Source organism: Streptomyces sp. NPDC049040, from assembly GCF_043197715.1.
Lineage (GTDB): Bacteria > Actinomycetota > Actinomycetes > Streptomycetales > Streptomycetaceae > Actinacidiphila.
Genome location: NZ_JBICTO010000003.1, coordinates 494693 through 521382, shown reverse-complemented (window position 1 = coordinate 521382; position 26690 = coordinate 494693). Strand labels below are relative to the sequence as shown.

Annotated in this window: 22 protein-coding genes and 1 pseudogene; 16 read left to right on the top strand and 7 right to left on the bottom strand. The window is 73.9% G+C overall.

Going from position 1 to position 26690, the window contains the following annotated elements:
• Positions 1-41: 41 nt before the first annotated feature.
• On the top strand, positions 42-800 hold the full coding sequence (locus ACGFMP_RS11520; protein ID WP_393671877.1) for a helical backbone metal receptor: 759 nt from the start codon (positions 42-44) through the stop codon (positions 798-800).
• Here ACGFMP_RS11520 and ACGFMP_RS11515 read toward each other — a convergent pair.
• Positions 770-1903, bottom strand: a pseudogene (locus tag ACGFMP_RS11515) (TDT family transporter); the annotation flags it as partial. The gene ACGFMP_RS11520 and the pseudogene ACGFMP_RS11515 overlap by 31 nt on opposite strands.
• 212 nt (positions 1904-2115) lie before the next feature.
• Between ACGFMP_RS11515 and ACGFMP_RS11510 the strand changes: the two are divergent.
• Both ACGFMP_RS11510 and ACGFMP_RS11505 read left to right on the top strand, forming a co-directional pair.
• Complete coding sequence (locus ACGFMP_RS11510) at positions 2116-3009, top strand: LysR family transcriptional regulator (protein WP_393672148.1); 894 nt, start codon at positions 2116-2118, stop codon at positions 3007-3009.
• Between the two features lie 52 nt (positions 3010-3061).
• On the top strand, positions 3062-4045 hold the full coding sequence (locus ACGFMP_RS11505; protein WP_393671876.1) for a DUF2510 domain-containing protein: 984 nt from the start codon (positions 3062-3064) through the stop codon (positions 4043-4045).
• Positions 4046-4096: 51 nt separating this feature from the next.
• Here the strand turns inward: ACGFMP_RS11505 and ACGFMP_RS11500 are convergent, their stop codons facing one another.
• Entirely contained in the window at positions 4097-5299 is a 1203-nt protein-coding gene (locus tag ACGFMP_RS11500) for an amino acid deaminase/aldolase (RefSeq protein ID WP_393671874.1), read from the bottom strand.
• A gap of 896 nt (positions 5300-6195) precedes the next feature.
• Between ACGFMP_RS11500 and ACGFMP_RS11495 the strand changes: the two genes are divergently transcribed.
• The 4 genes from ACGFMP_RS11495 to ACGFMP_RS11480 all read left to right on the top strand — a co-directional run bounded on the left by ACGFMP_RS11495 (position 6196) and on the right by ACGFMP_RS11480 (position 9942).
• Positions 6196-6963, top strand: a complete 768-nt coding sequence (locus ACGFMP_RS11495; protein ID WP_393671873.1) for a hypothetical protein — start codon at positions 6196-6198, stop codon at positions 6961-6963.
• An 88-nt stretch (positions 6964-7051) separates the two neighbouring features.
• On the top strand, positions 7052-8293 hold the full coding sequence (mycP, locus tag ACGFMP_RS11490) for a type VII secretion-associated serine protease mycosin (RefSeq protein ID WP_393671872.1): 1242 nt from the start codon (positions 7052-7054) through the stop codon (positions 8291-8293).
• A complete protein-coding gene (locus ACGFMP_RS11485; RefSeq protein ID WP_393671870.1) occupies positions 8284-9018 on the top strand; it encodes an SseB family protein in 735 nt (244 codons plus the stop codon). Before mycP ends, ACGFMP_RS11485 begins: the two co-directional genes overlap by 10 nt.
• A 135-nt stretch (positions 9019-9153) precedes the next feature.
• Positions 9154-9942, top strand: coding sequence for an MIP family channel protein (locus ACGFMP_RS11480; protein WP_393671868.1), 789 nt, complete (start codon positions 9154-9156; stop codon positions 9940-9942).
• Positions 9943-10022: 80 nt separating this feature from the next.
• Here the strand turns inward: ACGFMP_RS11480 and ACGFMP_RS11475 are convergent, their stop codons facing one another.
• Positions 10023-10373 (bottom strand): DUF1844 domain-containing protein, encoded by a 351-nt coding sequence (locus ACGFMP_RS11475; RefSeq protein ID WP_393671867.1) that lies wholly within the window; start codon positions 10371-10373, stop codon positions 10023-10025.
• A 356-nt stretch (positions 10374-10729) separates the two neighbouring features.
• Between ACGFMP_RS11475 and infC the strand changes: the two genes are divergently transcribed.
• The 8 genes from infC to ACGFMP_RS11435 all read left to right on the top strand — a co-directional run bounded on the left by infC (position 10730) and on the right by ACGFMP_RS11435 (position 19852).
• A complete protein-coding gene (infC, locus tag ACGFMP_RS11470; protein ID WP_393672146.1) occupies positions 10730-11380 on the top strand; it encodes a translation initiation factor IF-3 in 651 nt (216 codons plus the stop codon).
• 109 nt (positions 11381-11489) lie between these two features.
• Entirely contained in the window at positions 11490-11684 is a 195-nt protein-coding gene (rpmI, locus tag ACGFMP_RS11465; RefSeq protein ID WP_033178181.1) for a 50S ribosomal protein L35, read from the top strand.
• Positions 11685-11782: 98 nt separating this feature from the next.
• Positions 11783-12166, top strand: a complete 384-nt coding sequence (gene rplT / locus ACGFMP_RS11460; RefSeq protein ID WP_033178180.1) for a 50S ribosomal protein L20 — start codon at positions 11783-11785, stop codon at positions 12164-12166.
• A gap of 120 nt (positions 12167-12286) precedes the next feature.
• Complete coding sequence (locus ACGFMP_RS11455) at positions 12287-13147, top strand: TrmH family RNA methyltransferase (RefSeq protein WP_393671865.1); 861 nt, start codon at positions 12287-12289, stop codon at positions 13145-13147.
• A gap of 43 nt (positions 13148-13190) precedes the next feature.
• Complete coding sequence (locus tag ACGFMP_RS11450; protein ID WP_393671864.1) at positions 13191-14372, top strand: ATP-binding protein; 1182 nt, start codon at positions 13191-13193, stop codon at positions 14370-14372.
• A gap of 167 nt (positions 14373-14539) precedes the next feature.
• On the top strand, positions 14540-15682 hold the full coding sequence (gene pheS, locus ACGFMP_RS11445) for a phenylalanine--tRNA ligase subunit alpha (RefSeq protein ID WP_393671863.1): 1143 nt from the start codon (positions 14540-14542) through the stop codon (positions 15680-15682).
• Positions 15682-18162 carry a phenylalanine--tRNA ligase subunit beta gene (gene pheT / locus ACGFMP_RS11440; RefSeq protein ID WP_393671861.1) on the top strand — a complete coding sequence of 827 codons (2481 nt, stop codon included), beginning with the start codon at positions 15682-15684 and terminating at the stop codon, positions 18160-18162. The genes pheS and pheT overlap by 1 nt, the downstream gene beginning before the upstream one ends.
• A 550-nt stretch (positions 18163-18712) precedes the next feature.
• Positions 18713-19852, top strand: a complete 1140-nt coding sequence (locus ACGFMP_RS11435) for a PP2C family protein-serine/threonine phosphatase (RefSeq protein WP_393671860.1) — start codon at positions 18713-18715, stop codon at positions 19850-19852.
• Positions 19853-19931: 79 nt separating this feature from the next.
• On the opposite strand, the gene ACGFMP_RS11430 is transcribed toward ACGFMP_RS11435, so the two are convergent.
• On the bottom strand, positions 19932-20741 hold the full coding sequence (locus ACGFMP_RS11430; RefSeq protein WP_393671859.1) for a metallophosphoesterase family protein: 810 nt from the start codon (positions 20739-20741) through the stop codon (positions 19932-19934).
• A gap of 144 nt (positions 20742-20885) precedes the next feature.
• On the opposite strand from ACGFMP_RS11430, the gene ACGFMP_RS11425 reads away from it, so the two are divergent.
• Entirely contained in the window at positions 20886-21734 is an 849-nt protein-coding gene (locus ACGFMP_RS11425; protein ID WP_393671857.1) for an ABC transporter ATP-binding protein, read from the top strand.
• A gap of 76 nt (positions 21735-21810) precedes the next feature.
• On the opposite strand, the gene ACGFMP_RS11420 is transcribed toward ACGFMP_RS11425, so the two are convergent.
• The 3 genes from ACGFMP_RS11420 to ACGFMP_RS11410 all read right to left on the bottom strand — a co-directional run bounded on the left by ACGFMP_RS11420 (position 21811) and on the right by ACGFMP_RS11410 (position 26496).
• Entirely contained in the window at positions 21811-22668 is an 858-nt protein-coding gene (locus ACGFMP_RS11420) for a 3-hydroxybutyryl-CoA dehydrogenase (protein WP_393671856.1), read from the bottom strand.
• Positions 22669-22807: 139 nt separating this feature from the next.
• Entirely contained in the window at positions 22808-25570 is a 2763-nt protein-coding gene (locus ACGFMP_RS11415) for a cellulose binding domain-containing protein (RefSeq protein ID WP_393671855.1), read from the bottom strand.
• Between the two features lie 197 nt (positions 25571-25767).
• The gene (locus ACGFMP_RS11410; RefSeq protein WP_393671853.1) at positions 25768-26496 is read right to left on the bottom strand and encodes a cytidylate kinase family protein; all 729 of its coding nucleotides are present in this window, start codon (positions 26494-26496) and stop codon (positions 25768-25770) included.
• Positions 26497-26690: the final 194 nt, after the last annotated feature.

Sequence of the window (26690 nt, the reverse complement as noted above, 5' to 3'; positions counted from 1 at the left end):
GCATCGCACGCACCACCGACAGCCGGCCGTACGGTGGGCCGATGGCTCACCTGAACCGGGGGCGCGGCTGCGCCGTACGCCGTGTCGTGTCGCTCGTGCCCTCGCTCACCGAGGCGGTCGCCCTGACAGCGCCCGGGCTGCTGGTCGGGGCCACCGACTGGTGCAGCCACCCGGCGGACCTGGACGTGGCGCGGATCGGCGGCACCAAGAACCCGGACGTGGCCGCGGTCACCGCGCTCGCCCCCGACCTGGTGGTCGCCAACGAGGAGGAGAACCGCCCCGCCGACCTCGACGCGCTGCGCGCCGCCGGCGTGCGCGTGCTGGTCACGGAAGTGCGGTCGCTGCCGCAGGCGTTCGCCGAGCTGGACCGGGTGCTCACCGGGGGCTGCGGCCTGGACCGCCCCGGCTGGCTGGACGCGGCCGAGGCCGCCTGGCGGGACGTGGCGGTGCCGACGCGCACGCTGCGCGCGGTGGTGCCGATCTGGCGGCGCCCCTGGATGGTGCTCGGCCGCGACACCTTCGCGGGCGATCTGCTCGGCAGGCTCGGCGTGCTCAACACCCACGCCGGGCACACCGAGCGCTACCCCCGCATCCCGCTGCCCGCGCTGCGGGCCGCCCGCCCCGACCTGGTGGTGCTCCCCGACGAGCCCTACCGCTTCAGCGCGGGCGACGGCCCCGAGGCCTTCCCCGGAGTGCCCGCCGCCCTGGTCAGCGGGCGCCACCTGACCTGGTACGGACCCTCGCTCACCGAGGCGCCCGCCTCACTGTCCCGGGCGCTGGCCGCGGCGGCCGCGGGCTGAGCGGCAGGCGCCGGCAGCCCGCCCGCCAGCAAGCCCCTGACGGTGCCCGTCGCCGCGGCGGCCCAGGCGGCGACCAGGACGGCGTAGAGGGCCGCCGCCAGCCATGCCGCCGCATGCAGCCCGGTGTGCCGGGCCAGCGAGGCGGCGCCGGTCGCGCAGGTGCCGACGGGGAAGGTGAAGGCCCACCAGGTCATCGAGAACCGCATCCCCCGGCGGGCCGCCCGCCCCACCATGGCCGCGGCCAGCGCCAGCCACAGCAGCGCGAAGCCCATGACCGGCACACCGTAGAGGACGGCGACTCCGCGCAGCGCCGTCGCGTACGGCGGCGCGACCGCGTACGGTGCCGCGTCCGCGAGCGCGCCGACCGCCGTCGTGGACTGGCCCAGCGGCCCGAGCACCAGGAAGAGCGCCGGGGTCAGCGCCACCGGCAGCGGCCCGTGGCGCAGCAGCCGCCCCCACACCAGCGGCAGCATCATCAGCGTGGCCAGCAGGCTCAGGCCGAACATCGCGTAGCAGCCGAGGAGCAGCGCCTCGCGTGCCTGCCTGCCGCCCACCGCCAGCCGCGGCACCAGGGCGGGCCCGAGGGCGGCGGCGACCATCGGTGCGACCACCGGCAGCAGCCACACGGGCGAGGCGTCCGCGGTGGCGATCCGGTGCCGGGTGACCATCAGATACGACACCGCCACCGCCACCAGCAGCGCGCTCGCGGTGCCCGCAGTCCACAGCGCCGCGTCCGCGATCACCGCCGCCCGCTCGCCGACCACCCGCGGCCCCAGGGTCAGCGCGCCCGAGCCGACCGAGAGCAGGGCCATCGGCATGCAGCCGTGGAAGGGCGCGACCGCCGGGTCGAGCAACTGCCGCCGCGCCTCGTCGGGGTACCGGGCCCAGTGCGCCGCGCGGACCGCGAGCAGCAGCACCAGCAGCGCGGCCGCCAGCACCCAGATCCCGGTGCACACCTCCGGCAGCCATCCGGGGCGCCCGGGGACCACCGCCCCGGCGTTCGCCACGATCGCCGTCCCCATGACGCCGGCGTACCAGTTCGGCCCGACGTGCCGGAGGGCCTCGGTACGCACGCGGATCCCGGCCGCGACAGCAGTGGTCATGCCCTCCACGATCGGCGGGGCCGCGGCCCGCCGGTAGCACCCGCCGGGCTATCGGGTCATAAGCTTGCCTTATGACCAGCACCGGCCCCGCCGCAGGCGACGAGCCCGCCCCGCCCGGCGAGGGCACCGCCCCGGGCGGTCCCGCCGGGCGCGCCCGCGGGACGGGGCACGGCGGCGGGCCGCTGGCGGGACGCGTGCCGGACCTCGCGGCCATGGAGCTGCTGGTCGCCGTCGCGCGGCTGGGAAGCCTGGGGCGGGCCGCACGGGAACTGGGCATCAGCCAGCCGGCCGCCAGCGGGCGGCTGCGCGGGCTCGAACGGCGGCTCGGGGTGGCACTGGTCCGGCGTTCGCCGGGCGGGTCGGCACTGACGGATTCCGGCGCGCTGGTCACCGAGTGGGCGCGCCGGGTGCTGGAGGCCGCGGAGGACTTCGACGCCGGGGCCCGGGCGCTGCGCGGGCGGCGGGACTCGCGGCTGCGGGTCGCGGCCAGCATGACGGTCGCCGAATACCTGCTGCCCGGCTGGCTGACCGCGCTGCACGGGCGGCACCCCGGCACCGCGGTGTCGCTGGCCGCGGGCAATTCCGTGGTCGTCGCCCGGCAGGTCGCCGCGGGAGAGGCCGACCTCGGCTTCGTCGAGGGCCTCGACGTGCCCGCGGCCCTCGACGCCGCCGTGATCGGGCACGACAGGCTGCTGGTCGTCGTCGCCCCCCGGCACCCCTGGGCGGCCCGCCGCCGGCCGCTGCCCGCCGCGGAGCTGGCCGCCACCCCGCTGCTGCTGCGCGAGGAGGGCTCCGGCACCCGGCAGGTGCTGGACGCGGGCCTCGCCGTGCACGGCGGGCCGGCCCTGCCGCTGCTGGAACTCGCCTCCACCACCGCCGTCAAGACCGCTGCCGTCGGCGGCGCGGGACCCGCCGTCCTGAGCGAACTCGCCGTCGCGGACGAACTGTCCGCCCACCGGCTGGTCGAGGTGCCGGTGGCAGGGCTCGACCTGCGCCGGGAGCTGCGCGCCGTGTGGCCGTCGGGGCACCGGCCGGCAGGGCCGGCCCGCGATCTCCTCGCCCTGACCCGCAATCCCGCGCCCCGCGGCCAGCCGTTCCGCGCATGAGCGCCGCCGCCCGCTTACGGGATTCTCATGCTGGGGCCATAGGGTGACCGCCGTGACGACGACGACCCCGCCCGGCTGGTATCCAGAACCCGGGCACACAGGCAACGGCCCGGCGATGGAACGCTGGTGGGACGGTTCCGCGTGGACGGAGTACACCAGGACCGCGCCGGCGCCGGCGGCCCCGCAGGCGTACCCCGGATACGGCCAGCCGGCCGACCAGATATACGGCGGATACCCCGGCTACCCCGCGGACGGCTCACCGGGCGGCGGCGGGAAGCGCACCGGGACCGTGGTGATCGCACTGGCCGCCTCGCTGGTCCTGATAGCCGCGATCATCGCGGGTGTGTTCATCCTGGGCAAGGACGACGACAAGAGCGACGCGAAGTCCACGCCGACGCCCACCCACACCGGCGGCCGGATACCAGCACCCGCACCGCAGCCGTCCGAGGGCGACAGCGGCGGCGGCGACGACCAGTCGCCGCGCAACGACGGCAAGTCCGCCATCGACGCCTACGACGCGATCAGCCTGCCGGTGCCCGACGGCTGGAAGGGCACCTCGGGGTCGACCGGTGCAGGCCTGACGACCGGCTCCTACGCCTGCCCCGGCACCGGCGGCGGGACCTGCTCGCTCGGCGGGGTGTCGTCGATGCCGGCCATCGGCGTGGAGATCACCGCCACCTCCGCGGAGGACGCGGCCAAGCAGGACATCGCGCAGAACGCCTCGCAGTCCTACAGCAAGGACACCTACGGCGTGACCACCTCGCACCAGCAGATCAAGGCCGGCTCCGTGACCGTGGCGGGGCAGAAGGGCTACCTGGTGCGCTGGAAGGTCGTCACCAAGTCCGGCACCAGCGGATACGTCGAGTCGCTGGCCTTCCCCTCCCCGACCACCAAGCAGATGGTCCTGGTCCGCTTCGGCTTCGACATCGCCGACAAGGCGCCGGGCGTCGACGTGATCGACCAGATCACCCAGGGCATCAAGTCCGACACCAGCCAGGGCAGCGGCGGCACCGGGGGCACCGGCACCGGCGTCTGACCCCCGCCGACGCCCCGACCGCGGCGGCGGCCGGGCCTTCCCCTGCCATCGTCACAGGAAGGTCTTGCCCTCGCCGCGGTAGGTCGGCGCCACGGCAGTCACCGTGTCGCCGTCGATCAGGTGCAGTTCGGCGAACCGCTCGCACATCTCCCCGGCCTTCGCGTGCCGGAACCACACCTTGTCGCCGATCAGCAGATCGTCCGCGGGCGATCCCAGCAGCGGGGTCTGCACCTCGCCCGCGCCCTCCTGCGGGTCGTAGCGCAGCCCCTCGGGCAGATACGGCACCGGCAGCCGGTCGCGCCCCGGCGCGCCGGACGCCGGGTAGCCGCCGCCGAGCACCGTGACCACGCCCACGCCGGGGCGGCGCACCACCGGCTGCGCGAAAAGCGCGGCAGGACGGCCGCTGAAGGACGTGTAGTTGTCGAAGAGCCGCGGCAGGTAGAGCCCGGAGCCCGCCGCGATCTCGGTGACCGCGGGCTCCGCCGCGGTGGTCTGCACGCTGCCGGTGCCGCCGCCGTTCACGAACTCCAGGCCCGGCTCGACCGCCCGCACGGCCCGTACCGCCTCGGCGCGCCGCGCCGCCAGCTCCCTGCGTGCCCCCGACTGCATCAGGCGTATGGCCAGGGACCGCATCGGACGGCCGGGCACCGCGTCGCCGACGCCGGCGATGTGGCCTTCGTACGCCATGACGCCGACCAGCCGGAAGCCCGGCCGGGTGGTGACCGTACGGGCCAGCGCCGCCAGCGGCTCCGGGTCGTGCAGCGAGGAGCGCAGCGCGCCGACCCGCAGCCGTCCCGCCAGCTTGCGCAGGCTGGTGTCGAGTTCGAGGCAGACCTTGACGGTCTCGCTGCCCGCCCCGCGGGCCGCGTCGATCAGGTCGAGCTGCGCCACGTCGTCCACCATCACCGTGACCGCCGCGGCGAGCTTGGGGTCGGCGGCCAGCTCCGCGTAGCCGCTGCGGTCCGCCGAGGGGTAGGCCAGCAGGACGTCCGTGAAGCCGGCTCTGGCCAGCCACAGCGACTCGGCGAGCGTGAAGGACATCAGGCCGCTGAAGCCCTCGTGCTCCAGGGCGCGTTCCAGCAGGGCCCGGCAGCGGACGGACTTGGTCGCGATCCGGATCGGCTTGCCCGCCGCCCGCCGCGCCAGATCGGCGGCGTTGGCGTCGAAGGCCTCCAGGTCCACGACGGCCAGCGGGGCGTCGAGGTGGGCGGTGGCCCGGTCGTACCGGGTGCGGTCGGCTGCGCGCTCTGACATGGCCGCAGCTTGCCAGAACCCGGCTACTGAGCGGTAGGCCTGCGGGCCGCGGCCCGCAGGAACCGCAGGCCCCGAGAACCCCGTAGAGTGACGCCGAAGCCGCGCAGGCGGCAGGCACAGGTCGCACAAGGGGGCGCCGGGTGAGTACCGGAGTGGACAACGGAGAACCTCCGGCGTCTCCGTTCCCCACCCTCCACCCGCGCACCCCGCAGCAGGACCCGCAAGACCGGGGCCAGGACCGTACGACCCCGCCGCCGCCGCGCCACCGGCCCGTCCCCCCGCCGCCCAACCCGGCGACCCGGCTGCCCGGTCCTTCCGACCCCGACCCCGAGGCCGACGGGCCGCCCCGCACGCCCGCGCCACCCTCGGTGCCCGCACCGGCCGCGGCGCCTGACGCGGGTGCGGTGCCCCCGGGCCCGTTCGAGCCCGGTGGGGTGCCGCCGCGCCCCGCCGCCCCGCCGCCGCAGACCCCGCCGCCGGGTAATGCCACGCCCCCGCCGCCGACCCGCACGGCCCCGCCGCCGCGGGCCGCCGCGCCGTCGCCCGCACCGAGGGCGACGCCTCCGCCGCCGCGGGCCGAGGCACGGGTGGCCCCGCCGGTGTCGGACGTCCCGCCCATACCGCCGCCGCCCGTTCAGCCGCCGCGGAGGGTGACGGTCACGCCGCCGCCCGTCGCCGCCCCGCCGCCGCCCCGGGTGCCTCCGGCCCCGGCTGCCGAGCCCGCTCAGGCCGCCCCCGCACCGCCGCCGCCCCGGGTGCCTCCGGCCCCGGCTGCCGAGCCCGCTCAGGCCGCCCCCGCACCGCCGCCACCCGTCGCGCCCGCGCCCTTCACGACGGCGGCGCAGGGCGGCCCGCGGCGCACCCGCGCCGCCAGGGGGGCCGCGGCCCTGTGCGTCGTGCTCGGGCTCGGCCTCATCGGCGGCGCCATCGCGGGGGCCGTGATCGACCACGGCCCGCACGCGGCACCGTCGGCCGCCCCGGGGAGCGCCGCCGAGTTCGGCCGGGCCCGCCAGGTGTGGCACAGCGCACCCGTCGACACGCTCTTCCCGCGGACGGTGAACGGCAAGGGTGCGGGCCCTGGCGGCTCCGACCGGGTCTGGATCCGGGTGGGCGTCGCGGCGCCCGGCGGATGCGCGGGCGCGTTCGACCCGCTGCTCGACCAGGTGCTCGCGCCCACCGGCTGCCTGCGGCTGCTGCGGGCGACCTACGTCGACTCCACGTCGAGCACCGTCACCACGGTCGGCCTGCTGGTCACGGCGGCGGACCCGGCCGGCATGCGGGCGCTCGGCCGGCGCTGGACCGGCGAACACCTCGGCGACCGTACCGATCTGATACCCCGTCCCGTGGCCTTCCCCGGCACCCCCGCGGCCCGCTTCGGCGCCGCGCAGCGCGGCAGCTGGGATGTGCAGGTCTCCGCCGACCTGCCCTTCGTCGTCTACGCGGTGAGCGGCTTCGCCGACGGCCGCGCCGTGCAGAGCCCGCAGCCCGCCTCCCTGGCCACGGCCGCCGGCGCCACCACCGCTCCCGCCCAGGCCGGCCTCGGCCACGACGCCACCGGGCTCGCCAAGGCCGTCCACGACCGGCTCACCGCCACCGTCGAGGCCGAACTGCACCCCACCGCCACCGCCTCGACCCCGGCCGCCGGGACGGAGAAGCACCGGTGACCGCCGCGAGCAGGCGGCCCCGGCAGGACCCGGCAGAGTCCGCGGCCGTCGCACACCGCACGGTCCCGGGGACGGAGAAGACCCACCGATGAACCCCCGCACCACCCGGCTGCTCCGGCCGGTCGCAGTCGTCGCGGCCGCCGCCGCGGTCCTCGCCCTCGGCAGCGGGCCCGCCGCGGCGGACACCATCAGGGACCGGCAGTGGGCGCTGTCCGCACTGCACGCGCAGACGGCCTGGCAGACCACCAGGGGCGCCGGCGTGACCGTCGCCGTGCTCGACACGGGAGTCGACGCCACCCACCCCGACCTCACCGGCCAGGTGCTGGCGGGCAAGGACCTGGTCGGCTTCGGCGCCGCCCATGGCGACCCGGCATGGGCCAACCACGGCACCGGCATGGCCGCGATCATCGCCGGGCACGGCCACGGCAGCGGCGGCGGCAAGGGCGTGCTCGGGATCGCCCCCAGGGCCAAGATCCTCCCGGTGCGGGTCATCCTGGAGGAGAAGGACCCGCAGCGCGACAAGGCCAGGAAGAGCCGCGGCGGCGCGCTGCCCGAGGGCATCCGCTGGGCCGTCGACCACGGCGCCGACGTCATCAACCTCTCCCTCGGCGACGACAGCGCGACCGCCGCGCCCGTCGCGGCCGAGGCCGACGCCATCCGGTACGCCCTCGGCAAGGGCGTCGTCGTGGTCGCCTCTGCGGGCAACAGCGGTGACAAGGCCGACCGTTCGTCCTACCCGGCCGCCTATCCCGGTGTGATCGCGGTGGCCGCGGTGAACCAGAGCGGCGGCCACCCCGCCTTCTCCACCCACCGCTGGTACGCCTCCGTCGCGGCGCCCGGGGAGGACATCGTGATGGCCGACCCCGACCGCAAGTACTACGACGGCGTGGGCACCAGCGCCGCCTCCGCCTACGTCTCGGGCGCCGTCGCGCTGCTCAGGTCCGCCCATCCGGATCTGAGCCCGCTGCAGATCAAGCAGGTGCTCCAGGAGACCACCCGGCACAAACCCAAGGGCGGCAGGAGCGATGAGCTGGGCACCGGCGAGATCGACCCCGCCGCCGCGCTGACCGCCGCGGCCCGGCTCGAGCCGGGCCCGCCGGTGCCGACCGCGGCGGCCTACCCGCACCGCTACTTCGGTTCGGGACCCGATCCCGCGCCCGTCCCGGCCGCCGGGTCGAGCGTCCTGGGCAACGGCGTCGCCGCCGCCTTCGGCGCGGTCGGCGCGGTGCTGGTCGCGCTGGCCGCGCTGCTCTGGTTCCGGCCGCGCCGCCCGGCCGCCGCGGCGGCCGCCGACGTACCGCCGCCGGATAGGCTGCCGGAGTGGCGCTGAAGAACATCCCCGATTCCGGTTACGCCGACGACGACGGCTCCGCGGCCCCCGCGCTGACCGGGGCCCTCGCCGCGTGGGCCGCCGACCGCGGCCGAGAGGACGCGGTGATCGAGGCGCTGCACACCGCACGCCTGCTGGTCCCGGTGGTCGCCGTACTGGGCGAGGCGGAGACCGGCGAGGACGGGCTGCGCCGGGACAAGAGCAGCGACATGGCGGTGCCGACCATCCAGGCGCCGGACGGGCGGCGGGCGCTGCCCGCGTTCACCTCGACCGCCGCGCTGGCCCGCTGGCGGCAGGACGCGCGGCCGGTGGCCGTACCCCTGCACCAGGCGCTCAGGGCACTCGCGCAGGAGGGTGCCGACACCCTGCTGATCGACCTGGCGGGACCCGTCCCGTACGAGCTGACGGGCTCCGCGCTGCGGGCCGCCGCCCTCGGCCCCGGCCGCGGTGAACCGATGGAGGACCCCGACGTCCGCGCCGCCCTGCGGGCCGCGGTGGCGGCCGAGCCGGGCGTGGTGCGGGCCCACCTGACGCCCGGCAAGGACAGCGACGGCACCCTCGGCCTGGTGCTGGCCCCCGGCGCGGACGCCGAGCGGACCGGCCGGGCGCTCGCCGCCGCCCTCGCCGCGGACGACACGCTGCGGGCCGGGTTGCGCCGGGGCATCGACCTCGCCCTGCTGCCGCCGGACGCCACGCTGCCGGGGGAACCGCTCTTCACCCGCTGACCGGAGACCTCCCGTGGTGCGGAGGGCCCGGAGGACCGCCATGTCCATTCTGTGTGGCTTATGCCCGAGATGTGCGTTTCACCCGGTAGGCCGACAATACGAGGCAGGCAAGCGATCATCCTCGTGGAGGTCCGGATGGACATGCGAAAGATCACCGAGAATCGGACGCCCGCGGACGAGCGGGCGTTCATCTGTGAATTCCTCGGCACGCTGGTACTGGTCTTCTTCGCGGTCGGCGCGGCCGTGCTGTCCGGGCAGTTCATCGGCACGCTGGGCATCGCGCTCGGATTCGGCCTGATCCTGCTGGCCATCGCCTACGCCGTGGGCCCGATCTCCGGCAGCCACGTGAACCCGGCGGTCACCCTGGGCATGCTGGTCGCGCGCCGGATCTCGGTCCGCACCGCCGTCGAGTACTGGGTCGCGCAGTTCCTGGGCGCCATCGTGGGCGCCGCCCTGCTGCTGCTGGTCGCCAAGCAGGTGCCGGGACTGCGGACGCACGGCGCGTTCGGTACGAACGGCTACGGCACCCGCTCGGCGATCGGCGTGAACATCTTCGGCGCCTTCGTGGCCGAGCTGATCATGACTTTCCTGCTGGTCTACGTGGTGCTCGCGGTCACCCACCGGATCGCGGTGGTCGGCTTCGCGGGGCTGCCCATCGGCATGGTGCTCGTCGTGATCCACCTGATCGGCATCCCGCTGACCGGCACCGGGGTGAATCCCGCCCGCAGCCTGGGCCCGGCGCTCTTCGCGGGCAGCCCCGCGCTGACGCAGGTGTGGCTCTTCCTGGTCGCGCCCCTGGTCGGCGCCGTGCTCGCCGCGCTGGCCCATGAGGTCACCCACCCGGCCCTCGCCGCGATCCAGGCGGCCAGGGCCGCTGCGGCCGAGTCGGAGACGGCCGCCAGGGCCGTCGGCGAGGAGGGCTGACGCGCGTGGACGAGCCGAGTCGAGGAGGAGCGGCCGCCGCCGCGGCCGGCCGGGGGCGGTGCGCCCGCCGGGGGCGGCGGTCAGCCGAAGACCGGGCCCGTGTACTTCTCGCCGGGTCCCTGCCCCGGCTCGTCCGGCACCACGGACGCCTCGCGGAAGGCGAGTTGCAGCGACTTCAGCCCGTCGCGCAGGGGCGCCGCGTGATAGGTGCTGATCTCGCCCGCGCTCGCGGTGACCAGGCCGGCCAGTGCCTGGATGAGCTTGCGGGCCTCGTCGAGGTCCTTGTGATGCGCGCCCTCCTCGGCCAGGCCGAGGTTCACCGCCGCCGCGCTCATCAGGTGCACGGCCACCGTGGTGATCACCTCGACGGCGGGCACGTCCGCGATGTCGCGGGTCAGGTCGTCGAAGCCGGGGGCAGATGCGTCGCTCATGCCGCCACGATATGCCCCGTCCGGCCGATTACGGTGTCCGGCCCTGCGCTGGTATGCTTGGTTAACGACCGGTCGGGCACCAGTGTGTCCGACCACCAAGTGGAGGCTCCGATCTCCCACCTGGTCGGCCGGAAGGCCGACGGGTTCCGGTCAGACGGCAAGCATCGGCATGGCGCCGATGGGACCCCGTCCGATGCGCCCCGCGGAATAACGCGGCGGTGCTCCCGGTTGTGAGGAGCCCCGCCTGTGTCCCGTACGGGGCGTTTTCTGCGCCCAGGGTACGGGTCGGTCGGACGAAGACAGACTCATGCGCGGCTGTCGGCCAGTCAGTCGCGTGGTGCAACCGAGGAGGCCCCATCAGCGCCGAGCCCCGCATCAACGACCGGATTCGCGTTCCCGAGGTGCGACTTGTCGGTCCCAGTGGCGAGCAGGTCGGCATCGTGCCGCTTGCGAAGGCCCTGGAGCTTGCGCAGGAGTACGACCTCGACCTGGTCGAGGTAGCGGCGAACGCACGTCCGCCCGTGTGCAAGCTCATGGATTACGGGAAGTTCAAGTACGAGTCGGCCATGAAGGCCCGTGAGGCGCGCAAGAACCAGGCGCACACGGTCATCAAGGAGATGAAGCTCCGGCCGAAGATCGACCCGCACGACTACGACACCAAAAAGGGTCACGTCGTCCGGTTCCTCAAGCAGGGCGACAAGGTCAAGATCACGATCATGTTCCGTGGTCGCGAGCAGTCCCGGCCGGAGCTCGGCTACCGGCTGCTGCAGCGGCTCGCGGAGGACGTCCAGGAGCTCGGCTTCATCGAGTCGAACCCCAAGCAGGACGGCCGGAACATGATCATGGTCCTCGGTCCGCACAAGAAGAAGACCGAGGCCATGGCCGAGGCCCGCGAGGCGCAGGCCGCCCGCAAGGCGAGCCGCCAGGGCGACGCGTCGGCGGACGCGGATGCCGACGTGGACGTGGACGCGGACGAGCAGGTCGAGGCCCCGGCCGACGCCGGCTGAGACGAAGGACATCCCGGAGCCCCCGGCCCCGGGTCGGTAATGCAGAACTGACGCTCTCCGTGCGCCCTCGGGCGGACGGGAGGGCCAGCGACGAGGAGACTACGGCGCCATGCCGAAGAACAAGACGCACAGTGGTGCGAGCAAGCGCTTCAAGATCACCGGCTCCGGCAAGGTGCTGCGCGAGCGCGCCGGCAAGCGCCACCTGCTCGAGCACAAGCCGTCCAGCAAGACGCGCGCCCTGACCGGCACGGTCGAGGTGGCCAAGCCCGACGCCAAGAAGATCAAGAAGCTGCTCGGCAAGTGACGGCCGTGCCCCGGCCGGGGTGCACCGTCCCGGGTCGGGAGTCCATTCGCTTTCGGGCCGCGTGAGTACGACCGCGGTCCCCTAGAAGGAGTTATCAAGTGGCACGCGTCAAGCGGGCAGTCAACGCCCAGAAGAAGCGCCGGGCGATCCTGGAGCAGGCCAGCGGTTACCGCGGGCAGCGTTCGCGCCTGTACCGCAAGGCCAAGGAGCAGGTCACCCACTCCCTGGTCTACAACTACAACGACCGCAAGAAGCGCAAGGGCGACTTCCGTCAGCTGTGGATCCAGCGCATCAACGCCGCTGCCCGCGCCAACGGCATCACCTACAACCGCTTCATCCAGGGCCTCAAGGCCGCCAACGTCGAGGTCGACCGCAAGATCCTCGCCGAGCTGGCCGTCAACGACGCCAACGCCTTCGCGGCGCTGGTCGAGGTCGCGCAGAAGGCGCTGCCCGCGGATGTGAACGCCCCGAAGGCGGCGTGACCCTGCGCGCTGAGCGCAGTGCGGTCCACCGGACCCGCGGGCTGTCGTGACGCCCGCGGGTCCTTCGTTTGTCCGCCCGTTCGTCCGCCGCGGCGGACAGACCCTGGAGCAGGCACCCTGATGGGCACCACCCCCGAGCTGACCTCGCTGCGTTCCGCGCGGGTCACCGCCGCGCACCGGCTGGCCCGGCGCAGCTTCCGCGGCAAGGAGCGGCGCTTCCTGGCCGAGGGCCCGCAGGCCGTACGGGAGGCCGTCGCGCACCCCGGGGGCCCCGCGGGGCGCACCCTCGTCGAGCTGTACGCCACCCCGGAGGCCGCCGAGCGGCACGCGGACCTGGTCGCGGCGGCCCGCGCCGCGGGCGCGACCGTACTGACCGCGACCCCCGAGGTCATGGCCGAGATCTCCGACACCGTCACCCCGCAGGGTGTCGTCGGCCTGTGCCGCTTCCTCGACACGCCCTTCACCGAGGTCCTGCGCGCCCGGCCCCGGCTGGTCGCCGTACTGGCGCACGTCCGCGACCCCGGAAACGCCGGCACCGTCCTGCGCTGCGCCGACGCGGCGGGAGCCGACGCGGTGGTGCTGACCGACGCCTCGGTCGACCTGTACAACCCCAAGGCGGTACGCGCCTCGGCCGGCAGCCTCTTCCACCTGCCGGTCGCGGTCGGGGTGCCGGTGCACGACGCGGTCGCCGGGCTGCGGTCCGCCGGCGTACGCGTGCTGGCCGCCGACGGGGCGGGCCTGCGGGACCTGGACGCGGAGCTGGACGAGGGCACCATGAAGGGCCCCACCGCCTGGATCTTCGGCAACGAGGCCTGGGGCCTGCCCGCGGAGACCAGGGCGCTCGCCGACGAGGTGGTGCGCGTCCCCATTCACGGGCGCGCGGAAAGCCTCAATCTCGCTACCGCCGCCGCAGTGTGCCTCTATGCCTCCGCTCGTGAGCAGCGTGCGCCCGGAGGGTGCCGCAGCGTGACCTCCAGCTAGTAAGGTGGCGGGCCCGGGGGGACCCTGAAAGGGGGTGGCGCGGATGGGTGTCACGGCGCGAAGGAACGGCGCGCACAGCGCGGTGACGATCCTGCCCGCCGACCCGCAGGAGCCACCCGAGCCTGAAGAGGACCCGCCCGCAGAGCCGCACCCCGCCGCGGCGGACTGGTGCGGCCTGCACCCCGACGACCTGCCCGACGGGCTGCTGGTCGCCGACCACACCGGCCGGGTGGTCTGCTTCAACGCCGCCGCCGTACGGATCACCGCGCTCGACCCGCGGGACGTGCTGGGACTGCCGGTCGAGCAGGCCCTGCCGCTCGAAGACCTCGAAGGCCGCCGCTGGTGGCCGCTCACCGACCCCTACGGCGGCCTGGCGATCCGGGCCGGCCAGCCCGAGCGCAACCTGCTGCTGCCCGGCGGCCGCGAGGTGCTGGTCGCCGCCCGCTACGTCCGCGAGCGGCCCACAGGACCGGTCCGCCGCCTCGTGGTCACCCTGCGCGGCACCGACGCCCGGCGGCGTACCGAACGCAGCCACGCGGAGCTGATCGCCACCGTCGCCCACGAACTGCGCTCGCCGCTCACCTCGGTCAAGGGCTTCACCGCGACGCTGCTCGCGAAGTGGGAGCGCTTCACCGACGACCAGAAGAAGCTGATGCTGGAGACCGTCGACGCCGACGCCAACCGCGTCACCCGGCTGATCGCCGAACTCCTGGACATCTCCCGCATCGACTCAGGCAGGCTCGAAGTGCGCCGCCAGCCGGTCGACCTGGCCGCGGCCGTGCAGCGGCACGTCGACGCGCATGTCGCGGCCGGCCAGCGGGCCGACCGGTTCAGCGTACGGGTCGGGCAGCCGCTGCCCGCGCTGTGGGCGGACCCCGACAAGGTCGACCAGGTGCTCGGCAACCTGCTGGAAAACGCGGTGCGCCACGGCGAGGGGACTGTCACCATCGAGGTGGGGCCCTCGTCCGCGGCCGACGACGGCCGGCCCGCCGGCACGGCGGTCACCGTGAGCGACGAGGGGCCAGGCATCCCGGAGGAGTCCATGAGCCGCGTATTCACCCGCTTCTGGCGGGGCAGCAAGCGTGGCGGCACGGGCCTGGGCCTCTACATCGTCAAGGGCATCGTCGAGGCGCACGGCGGCACCATCGCCGTGGGCAGGGCCGCGGGCGGCGGCGCCGAATTCCGCTTCACCCTGCCCGTCGGGGTGCCCGCGTTCCTGGCCTGAGACCGCGCCCGGGACCCGCGGCGGGCCCCCAGGGAACCGGCGAAAACCGCCGGTCCCCGCGGCGCCAGTAGACTCGTGCCCTGGCATGTGTCCGGTCGGGCAGAGCCTCCACCGGAATGTCGGCACGCGAGGCGCCCCCAACATCATCCATTTCGGAACGGGAAGAGATGTCGGCACCGAATAAGTCGTACGACCCTGTCGAGGTCGAGGCGCTCAAGCCCGACGCGATCGAGCGGATGCGCACCGACGCACTCGCCGCCATCGCGGCCGCCGGCGACCTCGAAGCGCTCACCCATGTGAAGACCGCGCACACCGGCGGCAGCTCGCCGCTGGCGCTCGCCAACCGCGAGATCGGCGCACTGCCGCCGCAGGCCAAGGCCGAGGCGGGCAAGCGGGTGGGGCAGGCCCGCGGCGCGGTCAACCAGGCCCTTGCCGCCCGGCAGGCGGAACTGGAGGCCGAGCGTGACGCGCGGGTGCTGGTCGAGGAGGCCGTCGACGTCACCCTGCCCTACGACCGCCGCCCGCCCGGCGCCCGGCACCCGCTCACCACGCTGTCCGAGCGGATCGAGGACATCTTCGTGGCCATGGGCTACGAGGTCGCCGAGGGCCCCGAGGTCGAGGCCGAGTGGTTCAACTTCGACGCGCTGAACTTCCCGCCCGACCACCCCGCCCGCGAGACCCAGGACACCTTCTTCGTCGCGGGCCCCGCCGCCACCTCCGGGGACGGGGGTTCAGCGGGAGAGTCGGGGGTCGTGCTGCGCACCCACACCTCACCGGTGCAGATCCGCGCCCTGCTGGAGCGCGAGCTGCCGGTGTACGTGATCGCGCCGGGCCGCGTCTACCGCTCCGACGAGCTGGACGCCACCCACACCCCCGTCTTCGCGCAGGTCGAGCTGCTCGCCGTGGACGAGGGCCTGACCATGGCCGACCTCAAGGGCACCCTCGACCACATGGTGGTCTCGCTGTTCGGCGAGGGCATGACCACCCGGCTGCGCCCGAACCACTTCCCCTTCACCGAGCCGTCCGCCGAGATGGACATGCTCTGCTACGTGTGCCGCGGCGACTCCGTCGGGAATCCCGACCGCCCCTGCCGCACCTGCTCCTCCGAGGGCTGGATCGAGCTCGGCGGCTGCGGTGTCGTCAACCCCAGGGTGCTCACCGCCTGCGGTGTCGACCCGGAGAAGTACAGCGGCTTCGCGTTCGGCTTCGGCATCGAGCGGATGCTGATGTTCCGCCACAACGTCGAGGACATGCGAGACATCGTCGAGGGTGACGTGCGCTTCACCCTCCCGTTCGGGATGGAGATCTGATGCGGGTCCCGCTTTCTTGGCTGCGGGAGTACGTCGACCTGCCCGCCGGAGTCACCGGCCGCGACGTCCAGGCCAAGCTCATTTCCGCCGGCCTGGAGGTCGAGGCCGTCGAGCAGCTCGGCGCCGGCCTCTCGGGCCCGCTGGTCGTCGGCCAGGTACTGACCATCGAGGAGCTGGAGGGCTTCAAGAAGCCGATCCGCTTCTGCACCGTCGACGTCGCGGACGCCAACGGCACCGGCGCTCCGCAGGAGATCGTCTGCGGCGCGAGCAACTTCGCCGTCGGCGACAAGGTCGTGGTGGTCCTGCCCGGCGGTGTGCTGCCCGGCGACTTCCGGATCTCCGCCCGCAAGACCTACGGCCGCACCTCGCACGGCATGATCTGCTCCGCCCAGGAGCTGGGCATGGGCGACGACCACGACGGCATCATCGTCCTGCCGCCCGGCTCCGAGACCGGCGCCGACGCGATCGAGCTGCTGGAACTGGTCGACGAGGTGCTGGACATCGCGGTCACCCCGGACCGGGGCTACTGCCTGTCGCTGCGCGGTGTCGCCCGCGAGGCCGCCATCGCCTACGGGGTGCCGCTGCGCGACCCCGCCCTCCTCGACGTCCCCGCCCACAACGGCGAGGGCTACCCGGTGCGGATCGCCGACCCGGACGGCTGCGACCGTTTCACCGCCCGCACCGTCACCGGCCTCGACCCCGAGGCGCAGTCCCCGATCTGGCTCCGGCGGCGCCTGCAGAAGGTCGGGGTGCGCCCGATCTCGCTGACCGTCGACGTCACCAACTACGTGATGTTCGAACTGGGCCAGCCGCTGCACGCCTACGACCGGTCCCGGATCGACGGTCCCATCGGCGTACGCCGTGCGCAGCCCGGCGAGAAGCTGACCACCCTGGACGGTGTGAAGCGGGTCCTCGCCGCCGATGACCTGGTCATCACCGACGACAGCGGGGCGATCGGCCTGGCCGGCGTCATGGGCGGTGCCCACACCGAGATCGCCGACGGCGGCTCCACCGACGTCGTGATCGAGGCCGCGCACTTCGCGCCGATCCCGATCGCGCGCACCTCGCGCCGGCACAAGCTCGGCTCCGAGGCGTCCCGCCGCTTCGAGCGCGGCACCGACCCGCTCACCACCTCCGCCGCCGCCCAGCGCGCCGTCGACCTGCTCGTCGGCCTCGCCGGCGGCACCGCGGAGCCGGGTGTCACCGAGATCGCCGCACCGTCGCAGCCGCGCACCATCGCCATGCCCGCCGACCACCCGGACCGGGTCGCCGGCACCGAGTACGGCCGCGAGACCGTCGTCCGCCGCCTCCAGGAGATCGGCTGCGACGTCCTGGGCAGCGACGACCTGACGGTCACCGTGCCGTCCTGGCGCCCCGACCTGTCGTACCCCAACGACCTCGCGGAAGAGGTCATCAGGCTCGAAGGCTACGAGAACCTGCCGTCGACCCTGCCGCAGCCGCCCGCGGGCCGCGGCCTGACCGAATCCCAGCTGCTGCGCCGCCGGGTCGGCAGGGCACTGGCAGGCGCCGGCTACGTCGAAGCGCCCAGCTACCCCTTCCTCGGGGCGGAGTCCTTCGACCGGATGGGCCTCGACGAGGACGACGAGCGCCGCCGCACGGTGCGGCTGGCCAACCCGCTCGACGACGGCGAGCCGGCGCTGCGCACCACGCTGCTGCCGGGGCTGCTCGGCACGCTGCGCCGCAATGCGGGGCGCGGTGCGCACGACCTCGCGCTGTTCGAGTCGGGCCTGGTCTTCCTGCCGGCGGGCGAGCAGGTCCTGCCGCCGCGGCTGCCAGTCGACCGGCGGCCCACCGACGAGGAGATCGCCGCCCTCCAGGCCGCGCTCCCCGACCAGCCGCTGCGCGTCGGCGCGGTGCTGGCCGGTGCCCGCGAGCTCCCCGGCTGGTGGGGCGCGGGCCACCCCGCGAGCTGGGCGGACGCGATCGAGGCCGCGAGGACCGTCGCCCGCGAGGCAGGCGTCGCCCTCACCGTGAAGGCCGGGCACCACGCGCCCTTCCACCCGGGGCGGTGCGCCGTCCTGCTCGCAGGCGAGCAGGTCGTCGGCCACGCCGGCGAACTCCACCCCCGGGTCACCAAGGCCTTCGGGGTGCCCGAGCGGACCAGCGCGATGGAGATCGACCTCGACCTGGTCGAGCGGGTCGGCGGCGAGCGGCCCGGTGGGCCGCGGGTCTCGACCTTCCCCGTCGCCACGCAGGATGTCGCGCTCGTGGTCGCCGCCGATGTCCCGGCGGCGGACGTGGAGGCGGCGCTCCGCGACGGGGCGGGTGAGCTGCTCGAATCGGTGCGCCTGTTCGACATCTTCACCGGCCCGCAGATCGGCGAGGGCCGCAAGTCCCTGGCCTACGCGCTGCGTTTCCGGGCGAAGGACCGCACGCTGACCGCGGACGAGGCGTCCGCGGCGCGCGACTCGGCCGTCGCCTCGGCGGCGAGCCGTACGAACGCCGCCCTCCGCGCCTGACCCGGCCCCGGGGGGAGGAGGCGCCCCTGCCTCCTCCCCCCGGCCCGGCTTCCCGGCCGCGCCCCGCCGCGTCCATCCCCGCCGGGCGTCTGCGCTCTCGTCGGCGGTGACGCGTTCGGCCTCAGCGGCAGAGGGCCGCGTTCCCGGCCACTGTCGTGCGGGTGCGCCCTCGCGGGCGCTGACGTGCGTGGCCTCTGGACCAGGGGGCGGCCTTCCCGGCCGTGCCGTGCACGTGGGCTCTTACGGCCGCCCGCGCGCCCGGCCTGCGCGGCAGTAGCGGCCGACGTACCCGCGGCGGGAGTGTGCGCCTGCCGACATACCCGCGGCGGGAGTGTGCGCCGGGAGGCGGGTCCGCGAGGTCCTGCGGGGGCACCCGGGTGTTCGGCCACCACGTGCCGGCAGGCGCATACGCATCCCCCGGGGCGACTCCTCAACCGACGGCGGGCATGTTCGCTCGATCGGGTGAGCCCGGGGGAACGGGCCGGGCGTGGCGGCGGGACAGCGGCAAGAATCGGGGGGACGCGAAGAGCCGCAAGGGGGAGCCGGCTGCATGAGCCTGATGCGAACCATCCGCGGCCTGCGCCGCGCGCCGTGGGCGCCGCTTTCGGCGGTCTGGGTCGCGGCGATGAGCGTCCTGACGTGGCAGGTGCCGCACGGCACCGATGTGCTGCCCGCCCTCGCGGTGACCCCGGCCCTGAGCGCCGCCTCCGGTGCGCACCGCCGCGCCGTGCTCGCCAGCGGCACCCTCGCGCTCGCCGCCCTCGGCACCGACCTCGCCGACGACTCCGTCGACATGTCGGGACCTGCGGCCGGTGCCGCCTGCACGGTCCTGGCCGTGATAGCCGTCGGCGTGTGGACGGCGGCCCGCCGTAGTGAGATGTCCGCCGAGCTGGATCGCACCCGGGAGATCGCGGTGGCGGCCCAGCACGTCCTGCTGCGTCCGCTGCCGCGCCGGGTCGGCCATGTCGCGGTGGCCGGCGAGTATCTGTCCGCCAGTCACGGCGCGCGGGTCGGCGGTGACTTCTACGAGGTGCTGGCCACCCCGTTCGGCGTGCGCGCGCTGATCGGGGACGCGCGCGGCCACGGCCTGCCGGTGATCGGTCTGGTCGCCGCGCTGCTGGGCAGCTTCCGGGAGGCCGCGCACCACGAGGCCGAGCTGACCGGGGTGGTGCACCGGCTCGACGGTGCGATGCACCGCCACCTGGGCGACCACCCCCGGGGGGAGGACGCGGCCGCGGAGGAGTTCGCTACCGTCCAGCTGGTGCAGCTCGCCGAGGACGGCGGGCTGCTCGCCGTCAACTGCGGCCACCCGCAGCCGTATCTGCTGGGGCCGCGGACCCACCCGCTCGCGCTGGGCGAACCGCTGCCCCCGCTGGGCCTGTTCGACCCGCTGCGTACCGAGGTCACCGTGTCGCGGAGCCGGCTCGCCCCGGGGGAGGGGCTGCTGCTCTACACCGACGGCGTCCCTGACGCCCGGGACGGCACCGGCCGCTTCTTCCCGCTGCCCGACGCGCTGGCCGCGCTGGCGGCCACCCGCGTCCGCGGCTCCGACGTGCCCGCCCTGCTGCGGGCCGAGATCGTCCACCACACCGGCGGCCGGTCCGCCGACGACATCGCCCTCCTCGCGCTGTCGCACGAGGGCTGCACCCGTTTCCCGCGCTCCCGCGCGACCGCGCTGTCGGCCCCGTAGCGCTGCGACCCGAAAGGCCCACCGGCCAAGCCTTCCCGGTCGCAGCGCTGGAGCCCCATGGGCCCCGAGGCGCCCAGCGCTACGGTGCTGCCGGCGCGCTCCGGGGACGTCGGTGGTAGCCGGGCGCCTCGCCGGCGAGGATGTTCTTGCGGTAGATCCCGTGCCGCAACTCGCCTTCATAGCCTTCGAGTTCCGGCATCCCCATGGCCCGCGCCACCGCGAGCTCCGCCTCGACGTCGTAGGGCACCCGGACGAACTGCAGCGAGAAGGGCCCGTCGTCCGGGGAGTCGTAGACCCCCTCCACGATGACGTAGACCGGGGTCGGGTCGTCCAGGCTGTTGCCGACGCTGCCCGTGTTGAACAGGGTCCTGCGCTCCCGGTCGACCTCGTAGTAGGCGTCGTGGGTGTCGCCGTAGCCGACCACGGACGGCAGCGGGCCGTCCCCGGTGGCCGGGGTGTTGCCGAACATCTCCAGGAACTCGGCCTCCTCGTGGTCGAAGCGCACCCGCCGGTGCACGGACGTGGGGGAGGCGTGGAAGAGCCGCACCCGGCGGCCGCTGACCAGGAAGTCGTGGCTGAAGGGCAGCCCGCGCAGCCACGCGCCCTGCCCGTCGGAGAGCTGGGCCAGCCACCAGGCCATGGCCTCGCTGTCGTAGTCCCGGTCGGGGTCGGGCAGGAAGTCGTCCCAGTTCCCGAGGATGTTCACTTCGCAGCGCGCACGGCAGATGTCCACCACCTCCTTTCCTCGCGGTCCTTTGCCCACGTAGTCGCCGAGGTTGAATATCCGGGTGATCCCGCGGGCGTCGATGTCGTCGAGGACGGCTTCGAGCGCCGTCAGGTTTCCGTGGACGTCGGAGATCAGAGCGATGCGTTCGAGGTCTTGGCGCATGGGGGGCATCCTTGCATTCGGGGGCCAGGCACGGCTGCGTCACCCGGCTGCCGCCGTACCTGTGGCCGCAGGCGCCGATCCGGGCGACGGTGGCGGGGAGTGCGCGACACGCGTGCCGCTGGTCGTCCGAAGAGGAGTACGGACGTGGCCGAACAGCCAGCAGGCGAGGCCGCAGGGCAGCAGGCGGCGCCGCGGACCGGCCCGCGTCCCGCGGCCCGTCCGCCCACGCCGCCCGGGGTGCCGACCGTCGTGGTGGACGGCCTGCACGTGGTCTACCGGATCCACCTGTCGGGAACGGGCCACGGCAGCGCCACGCTGGCGCTGCGCCGCATGCTGCTGCGACGGGGCTCGCCCACCGTGCAGACCGTGCACGCGGTCAAGGGGGTGAGCTTCACCGCCTACCGCGGCGAGGCCATCGGCATCATCGGCTCCAACGGTTCCGGCAAGACCACGCTGCTCAAGGCCATCGCGGGCCTGCTCCCACCGGACGGCGGCCGGGTCTACACCGACGGCCAGCCGTCGCTGCTGGGCGTGAACGCGGCGCTGATGAACGACCTGACCGGCGCCACCAACGTGGTACTCGGCGGCCTGGCGATGGGGATGTCGCAGGAGGAGGTCAAGGAGCGCTACCAGGGGATCGTGGACTTCTCCGGCATCGACGACAAGGGCGATTTCGTCTCGCTGCCGATGCGCACGTACTCCTCGGGAATGGCCGCCCGGCTGCGGTTCTCCATCGCGGCGGCCAAGAACCACGACGTGCTGATGATCGACGAGGCACTGGCCACCGGCGACCGGGCCTTCCAGCGCAGGTCCGAGGAGCGGATCCGCGAGCTGCGCAAGGAGGCCGGCACGGTCTTCCTGGTCAGCCACAACAACACCTCCATCCGCGACACCTGCGACCGGGTGCTGTGGCTGGAGAAGGGCGAGCTGCTGATGGACGGCCCGACCGACACCGTCATCAAGGCCTACGAGGCGCACAGCGGCGGCGACTGAGCCCGGCACGCAGCGGTCAGCGCCGGGCCGGGCGGCACGGTGTGCGCGCCGGCGCCGTGCCGGTGCCCGTCGGCGGTCAGTACGGGTAGAAGCCCGCGCCCGACTTGCGGCCGAGCCGTCCGGCGTCCACCATCCGCTGGAGGATCGGCGGGGCCGCGTACAGCGGCTCCTTGTACTCCGAGTACATCGAGTCGGCGATGGCGGCGATGGTGTCCAGGCCGATCAGGTCGGACAGCTTGAGCGGGCCCATCGGGTGGGCGCAGCCCATCTCCATGCCGTTGTCGATGTCCTCGCGGGTCGCGATGCCCGACTCGAACATCCGGATCGCGGAGAGCAGGTACGGCACCAGCAGGGCGTTCACCACGAAGCCCGAGCGGTCCTGGGCCCGGATCGCATGCTTGCCCAGCACCTCCGTGACGAGGTGTTCCACTCGCTTGAGGGTGTCACTGCCGGTGGTGAGCGCCGGGATCAGCTCGACCAGGGCCTGCACGGGCGCGGGGTTGAAGAAGTGGATGCCCAGCACATGGTCGGGGCGCGAGGTCGCCACCGCCAGCCTGACCAGCGGGATCGACGAGGTGTTCGACGCCAGGATCGCGTCCTCGCGGGCCACCACCTGGTCAAGCACCCGGAAGATGTCGGTCTTGACCTGCTCGTTCTCCACCACGGCCTCGATGACCAGATCCCGGTCGGCGAACTCGCCCAGATCCGTGGTGAAGCTCAGCCGGCCGAGCGTCTCGTCCCGCTGCTCCGCGGTGATCTTGCCGCGCTCCGCCGCCTTGTCGAGGGAGTGGGTGAGCCGGGCCCGGCCCAGCTCGAGCGCCTCGCCCGTGGTCTCGGCGACCCGGACGTCCAAGCCCGCCTTCGCACACACCTCTGCGATCCCGGAACCCATCTGCCCCGCGCCGACCACTCCGACACGCTCGATGTCACTCACTCGACCAGCCCTCCGCGCAGCGTCACGTTTACCGGACAGACGTTACCGGTGTCAGGACCGGGCGCCGCGGGTGGCACCGGCACAGGGCCGGTGCCACCCGCGGCGTACGAGGCCTCGCGGGGCTGTGCGGGGGCTGCGGTCAGACCTTCTTGCAGGTCGTACCGTTCAGCGTGAAGGCGGCGGGCACCGCGGGCGTCCCGCTCGACACGCCGCCGAAGCCGAAGACGGCATTGCCGCCCGCCGGGATCGAGGTCGCCCAGCTCGGCGCGGTCACCGTGACGGCCGCCCCGCTCTGGGTGTAGTCCGCACTCCACAGCGAGCTGATGGTCTCGCCCGCGGTGAACGACCAGCCCAGCTTCCAGTTGCCGATCGCGGAGCCGCCGGTGTTGTTGACCGTGACGGAGACCTGGAAGCCGCCGGGCCACTGGTTGGTGATGGCGTACCCGACCGTGCAGGTCCCGGTCGGCGATGACGTCGGGGGAGTGGTCGGCGGGGTTGTGGGCGGTGTGGTCGGAGGAGTCGTCGGAGGTGTGGTGGGCGGAGTGGTGGGCGGAGTCGTCGGAGGTGTGGTCGGCGGGGTCGTGCCGCCGGAGCTGTCCGAGGTGTCGCCGTAGATGATGCCGCGGCCGTTGGTCGCGATGTACACCCGGCCGTAGACCCGCGGGTCGCCGGTGATGGCGCTGTTGGTCACGCCGTACTGGTGGGCGTTGTCGTTGATCCGCACCCAGTTCGCGCCCGCGTCGGTGGAGCGGAAGATGCCGCGGACGCCGCCGATCTTCGCGCTGGTGTAGAGCGCCTGGTAGGAGGCGTTGGGCGCGGCCTTGCCGAAGCCGATGGTGTCGGCCTCCTGCACGTTGGACAGCTTGGTGAAGGACGCCCCGGAGTTGGTGGAGTGCCACAGCCCGTAAGTGCTGCCGCTGCCGCCCACGACCCACACGTCGCCCTCGGTGCCGGGCAGCGCCTTGAGCTTGCCGCTCTCCGTCGGCAGCCCGGTGGCCGCCGTGGCGGCGAAGGTCGCGCCGCCGTCGGTGCTCACGTAGAACCTGCCGCCCGACAGGCCGTAGAACTTCTTCGGGTTCACCCGGTCGGAGCCGATCGCCGCGCCGGTGGGGATGCCGCTGGAGGCGGACCAGGAGTTGCCGAAGCCGACCGAGTACTCGACCCCGGTGCCGGCCGGGCTCCACAGGAAGCGGCTGCCGTCGGCCGCCGCGGCGACCGTGCCGCCGGTCGCGCCCGACGGGTCGCTGCCCGCGAACCAGTTGGCACCGTCGTCGGTGGAGAACGCCACATGCGCGCCGGTGTCCGCGTTGCCGACCCTGACCATGGTGTTCGCGCTGGTGGCCGCGAAGTCCACGCTCGTGGTGGTGGTGAAGTTGGGCTGGGTGAACATCATCGCCGGCACGGTGGTGAGGTCGGTGTGCCGGAAGCCGCCGATGTCACCGAGCGCGCTGATCAGCGGAGCGCCGGTCGGCGGGCTGACCAGGTCCTGGACGGAGGTCTCCTCCAGGCCCTTGGCGTTGGGCTTGACGGTGAACTTCGCGCCGGTGTCCCAGTTGGTGAGGTTGTCGGTGCCGTAGACCGTGGCGCCGGTGCCGTACCACATGCGGTTGGAGTTGAACGGGTCGATCTCCAGCGACTCGGTCATCCAGCCGAGCTTGGGGGTCTCCTCCGGCGGCGCCGGGTTGGCGCCCCAACTCAGCCACGGCGAGGCGGAGACGTCCATGGTGTAGCGGTCGCTGCGGGTGGGGTAGCTCGGGGTGTCCCAGGCCCGCGTCCAGCTGGTGCCGCTGTTGGTGCTGCGGAATATCTGGGTGTCGGCCCACCAGGAGCTGTAGCCGGTGACCATGACGGTGCCCGGGTGCTGCCGGTCGACGCTCAGGCCGCTGTAGCCGAAGTAGGTGTCGGCGTCCGACATCGGGCTGACGTTGGTCCAGGTGCCGGTCGCGGTCGCGTACCGCCACACCTGGCCCTTGGCGCCGTCGTACGGGCCGCCGGTGTCACTGGTGGCGATGTAGAGGTAGCCGTTCACCGAGTCCAGGACGCCCTTGTGGGCGATGTAGCCGGTGGGCTGGCCGGCCAGCCTGGACCAGCTGGCGCCGCCGTCGGTCGAGCGGTAGACGGTGTTGGCCTTGTCGGCCACGCCCACGTAGATGGTCTGCGTGGTGGCGCCCTTGGTGCCGGTGCGCGGGTCGAAGGTCACCCACACGTCGCCCTGGTTGTCGCTCTGGTAGCCGGTGCTGTCGGAGGCGTCGGCGATGTAGTTGCCCACGTTGGGGAAGGAGGTGACCTTCGCCCAGGTGACCCCCGAGTCGGTGCTGCGCCACAGCCCGTTGCCGCTGGGCGCCGCGAAGTACAGCACGCTGTCCTTGTTCGGGTCGATGGCGAGCCGCTCGCCCATGCCGCGCCCCGGCATGTTGCCGCCGAGTTTGAACGGCAGCGCGGTCGCCGACCAGGTCGCGCCGCGGTCGGACGAGCGCAGGATGGACCCGTTGTTGGGGTCCCATGAGTTGGTGTACATGCCGACGGCCGCGTACACCTTGTCCGGGGCGAGCGCGTCGGTGGCCAGGCTGACCACGCCGTTCTTGTTCCAGTCGGTCCAGCCCGCGGAGTCCAGCAGCGGGATCCAGGACTTCGTCGACTCGTTCCAGCGGTAGGCGCCGCCGATGTCCGTCCTGGCGTAGGCGAGGTTCTTCTCCGACTGGTTGAAGATGATGCCGGGGACGAAGCCGCCGCCGCCGATCTGCACGTTCTTCCAGCTGTACGTGTCGGCGACGGCCGCGGGCGCGGCGGCCGCGCCCGCGGCGGGGGAGCTCGTGGCGGCGGCCGTGGCGGAGGCCACGGTGACGGCTCCGCCGATCAGGGACAGGGCCGCGACGAGCGCGGCGAGGGGTCTGCGAAGCATGGGGGACGTCCTTGAAGTGGGGGTCGGACGGCTTGGCATGGGAGGTGTGGGAGCGCTCCCATGAGAGGTCCGATGATAGCGCTTGCATGGGCGGTCGAGAAGGGGCTGCAACGGTCGAGCGCGGGCCGCCCGCTCTCCCGCCCTCTCGGATGAGCAGAGCCCTTCACCCGGGGGTGCGCAACGCGCCCAGCGCCGTGTCAGCCTGGGCCGGACCGGAGCCCGCGTATCGACGAGTGCGGTCGGACTTCCCATGTCGGCCGGTGGAGCTGATCGTTGTACACGATGACATCCGCGTGGTCGGTCGGGCGGGCTGTGCCGAAGTAGAGCTGCTGGGCGGGGATGTAGCGGTCGCGCCAAGACCGTTCGATCTCCGCGGCGTCAGCGGTGTCGGCGGGGGACCCGGACAGCGCCGCGTCGCGGTCCTTGGCGCGATCCACCGTCCGCTCGAAGGAAACGGACACGAAGACGCGCAGGTCCCACCGGTCGACGAGTTCCGGGCGCAGGAGGAAGACCCCGTCGAAGAGCAGTACGGCGTCCGCGGGGGCGGTCGCGGCCGGCGCGCATGACGGGGTGTCGGTGTCCGCGTCGTGGACCGTGTGCCGGAACCTCAGGTCTCCGCCTGGGCCCAGCGGATCGAGCAGGACCCGGCACAGCGCGGCGCGGTCGTGGGCGTCGAAGTAGCAGCCCTCGGCCGAATACCGGCCGCGCGCGTAGCGCTCTGCGCGGGGGCGGAGGAAGTCGTCGATGCTCGCGCGGATGACGACGCGGTCCTGCGCGCGCAGGGCGACGGCGAGTTCGTCGGCCAGCGTGGTCTTGCCGGAGGCGGGGGGCCCGTCGACGGCGACCCGCAACGGGTGCGCGGTACTGACGGATCCGATCGCCTCGACGAGCCGGCTGACGAGCTCGCCACGGGTGCCCTGGTCCATTGCCGCCCTTCCCCCCGGTGCCTTGGTTCAACACCGTACGTCAGGTCGCGATCGCGGTCGCAGGCTCGTGTCCGACGAGGACGCCTCGTCCGAGGAGTGCTCCGGCGTGGACAGGTGTGGGAAGGCCGGAACGCGGCGCCCGGCCTCCGGCCTCCGGCCTCCGGTCGACGCCGGAGGGCGGAGGCCGTGGGAGG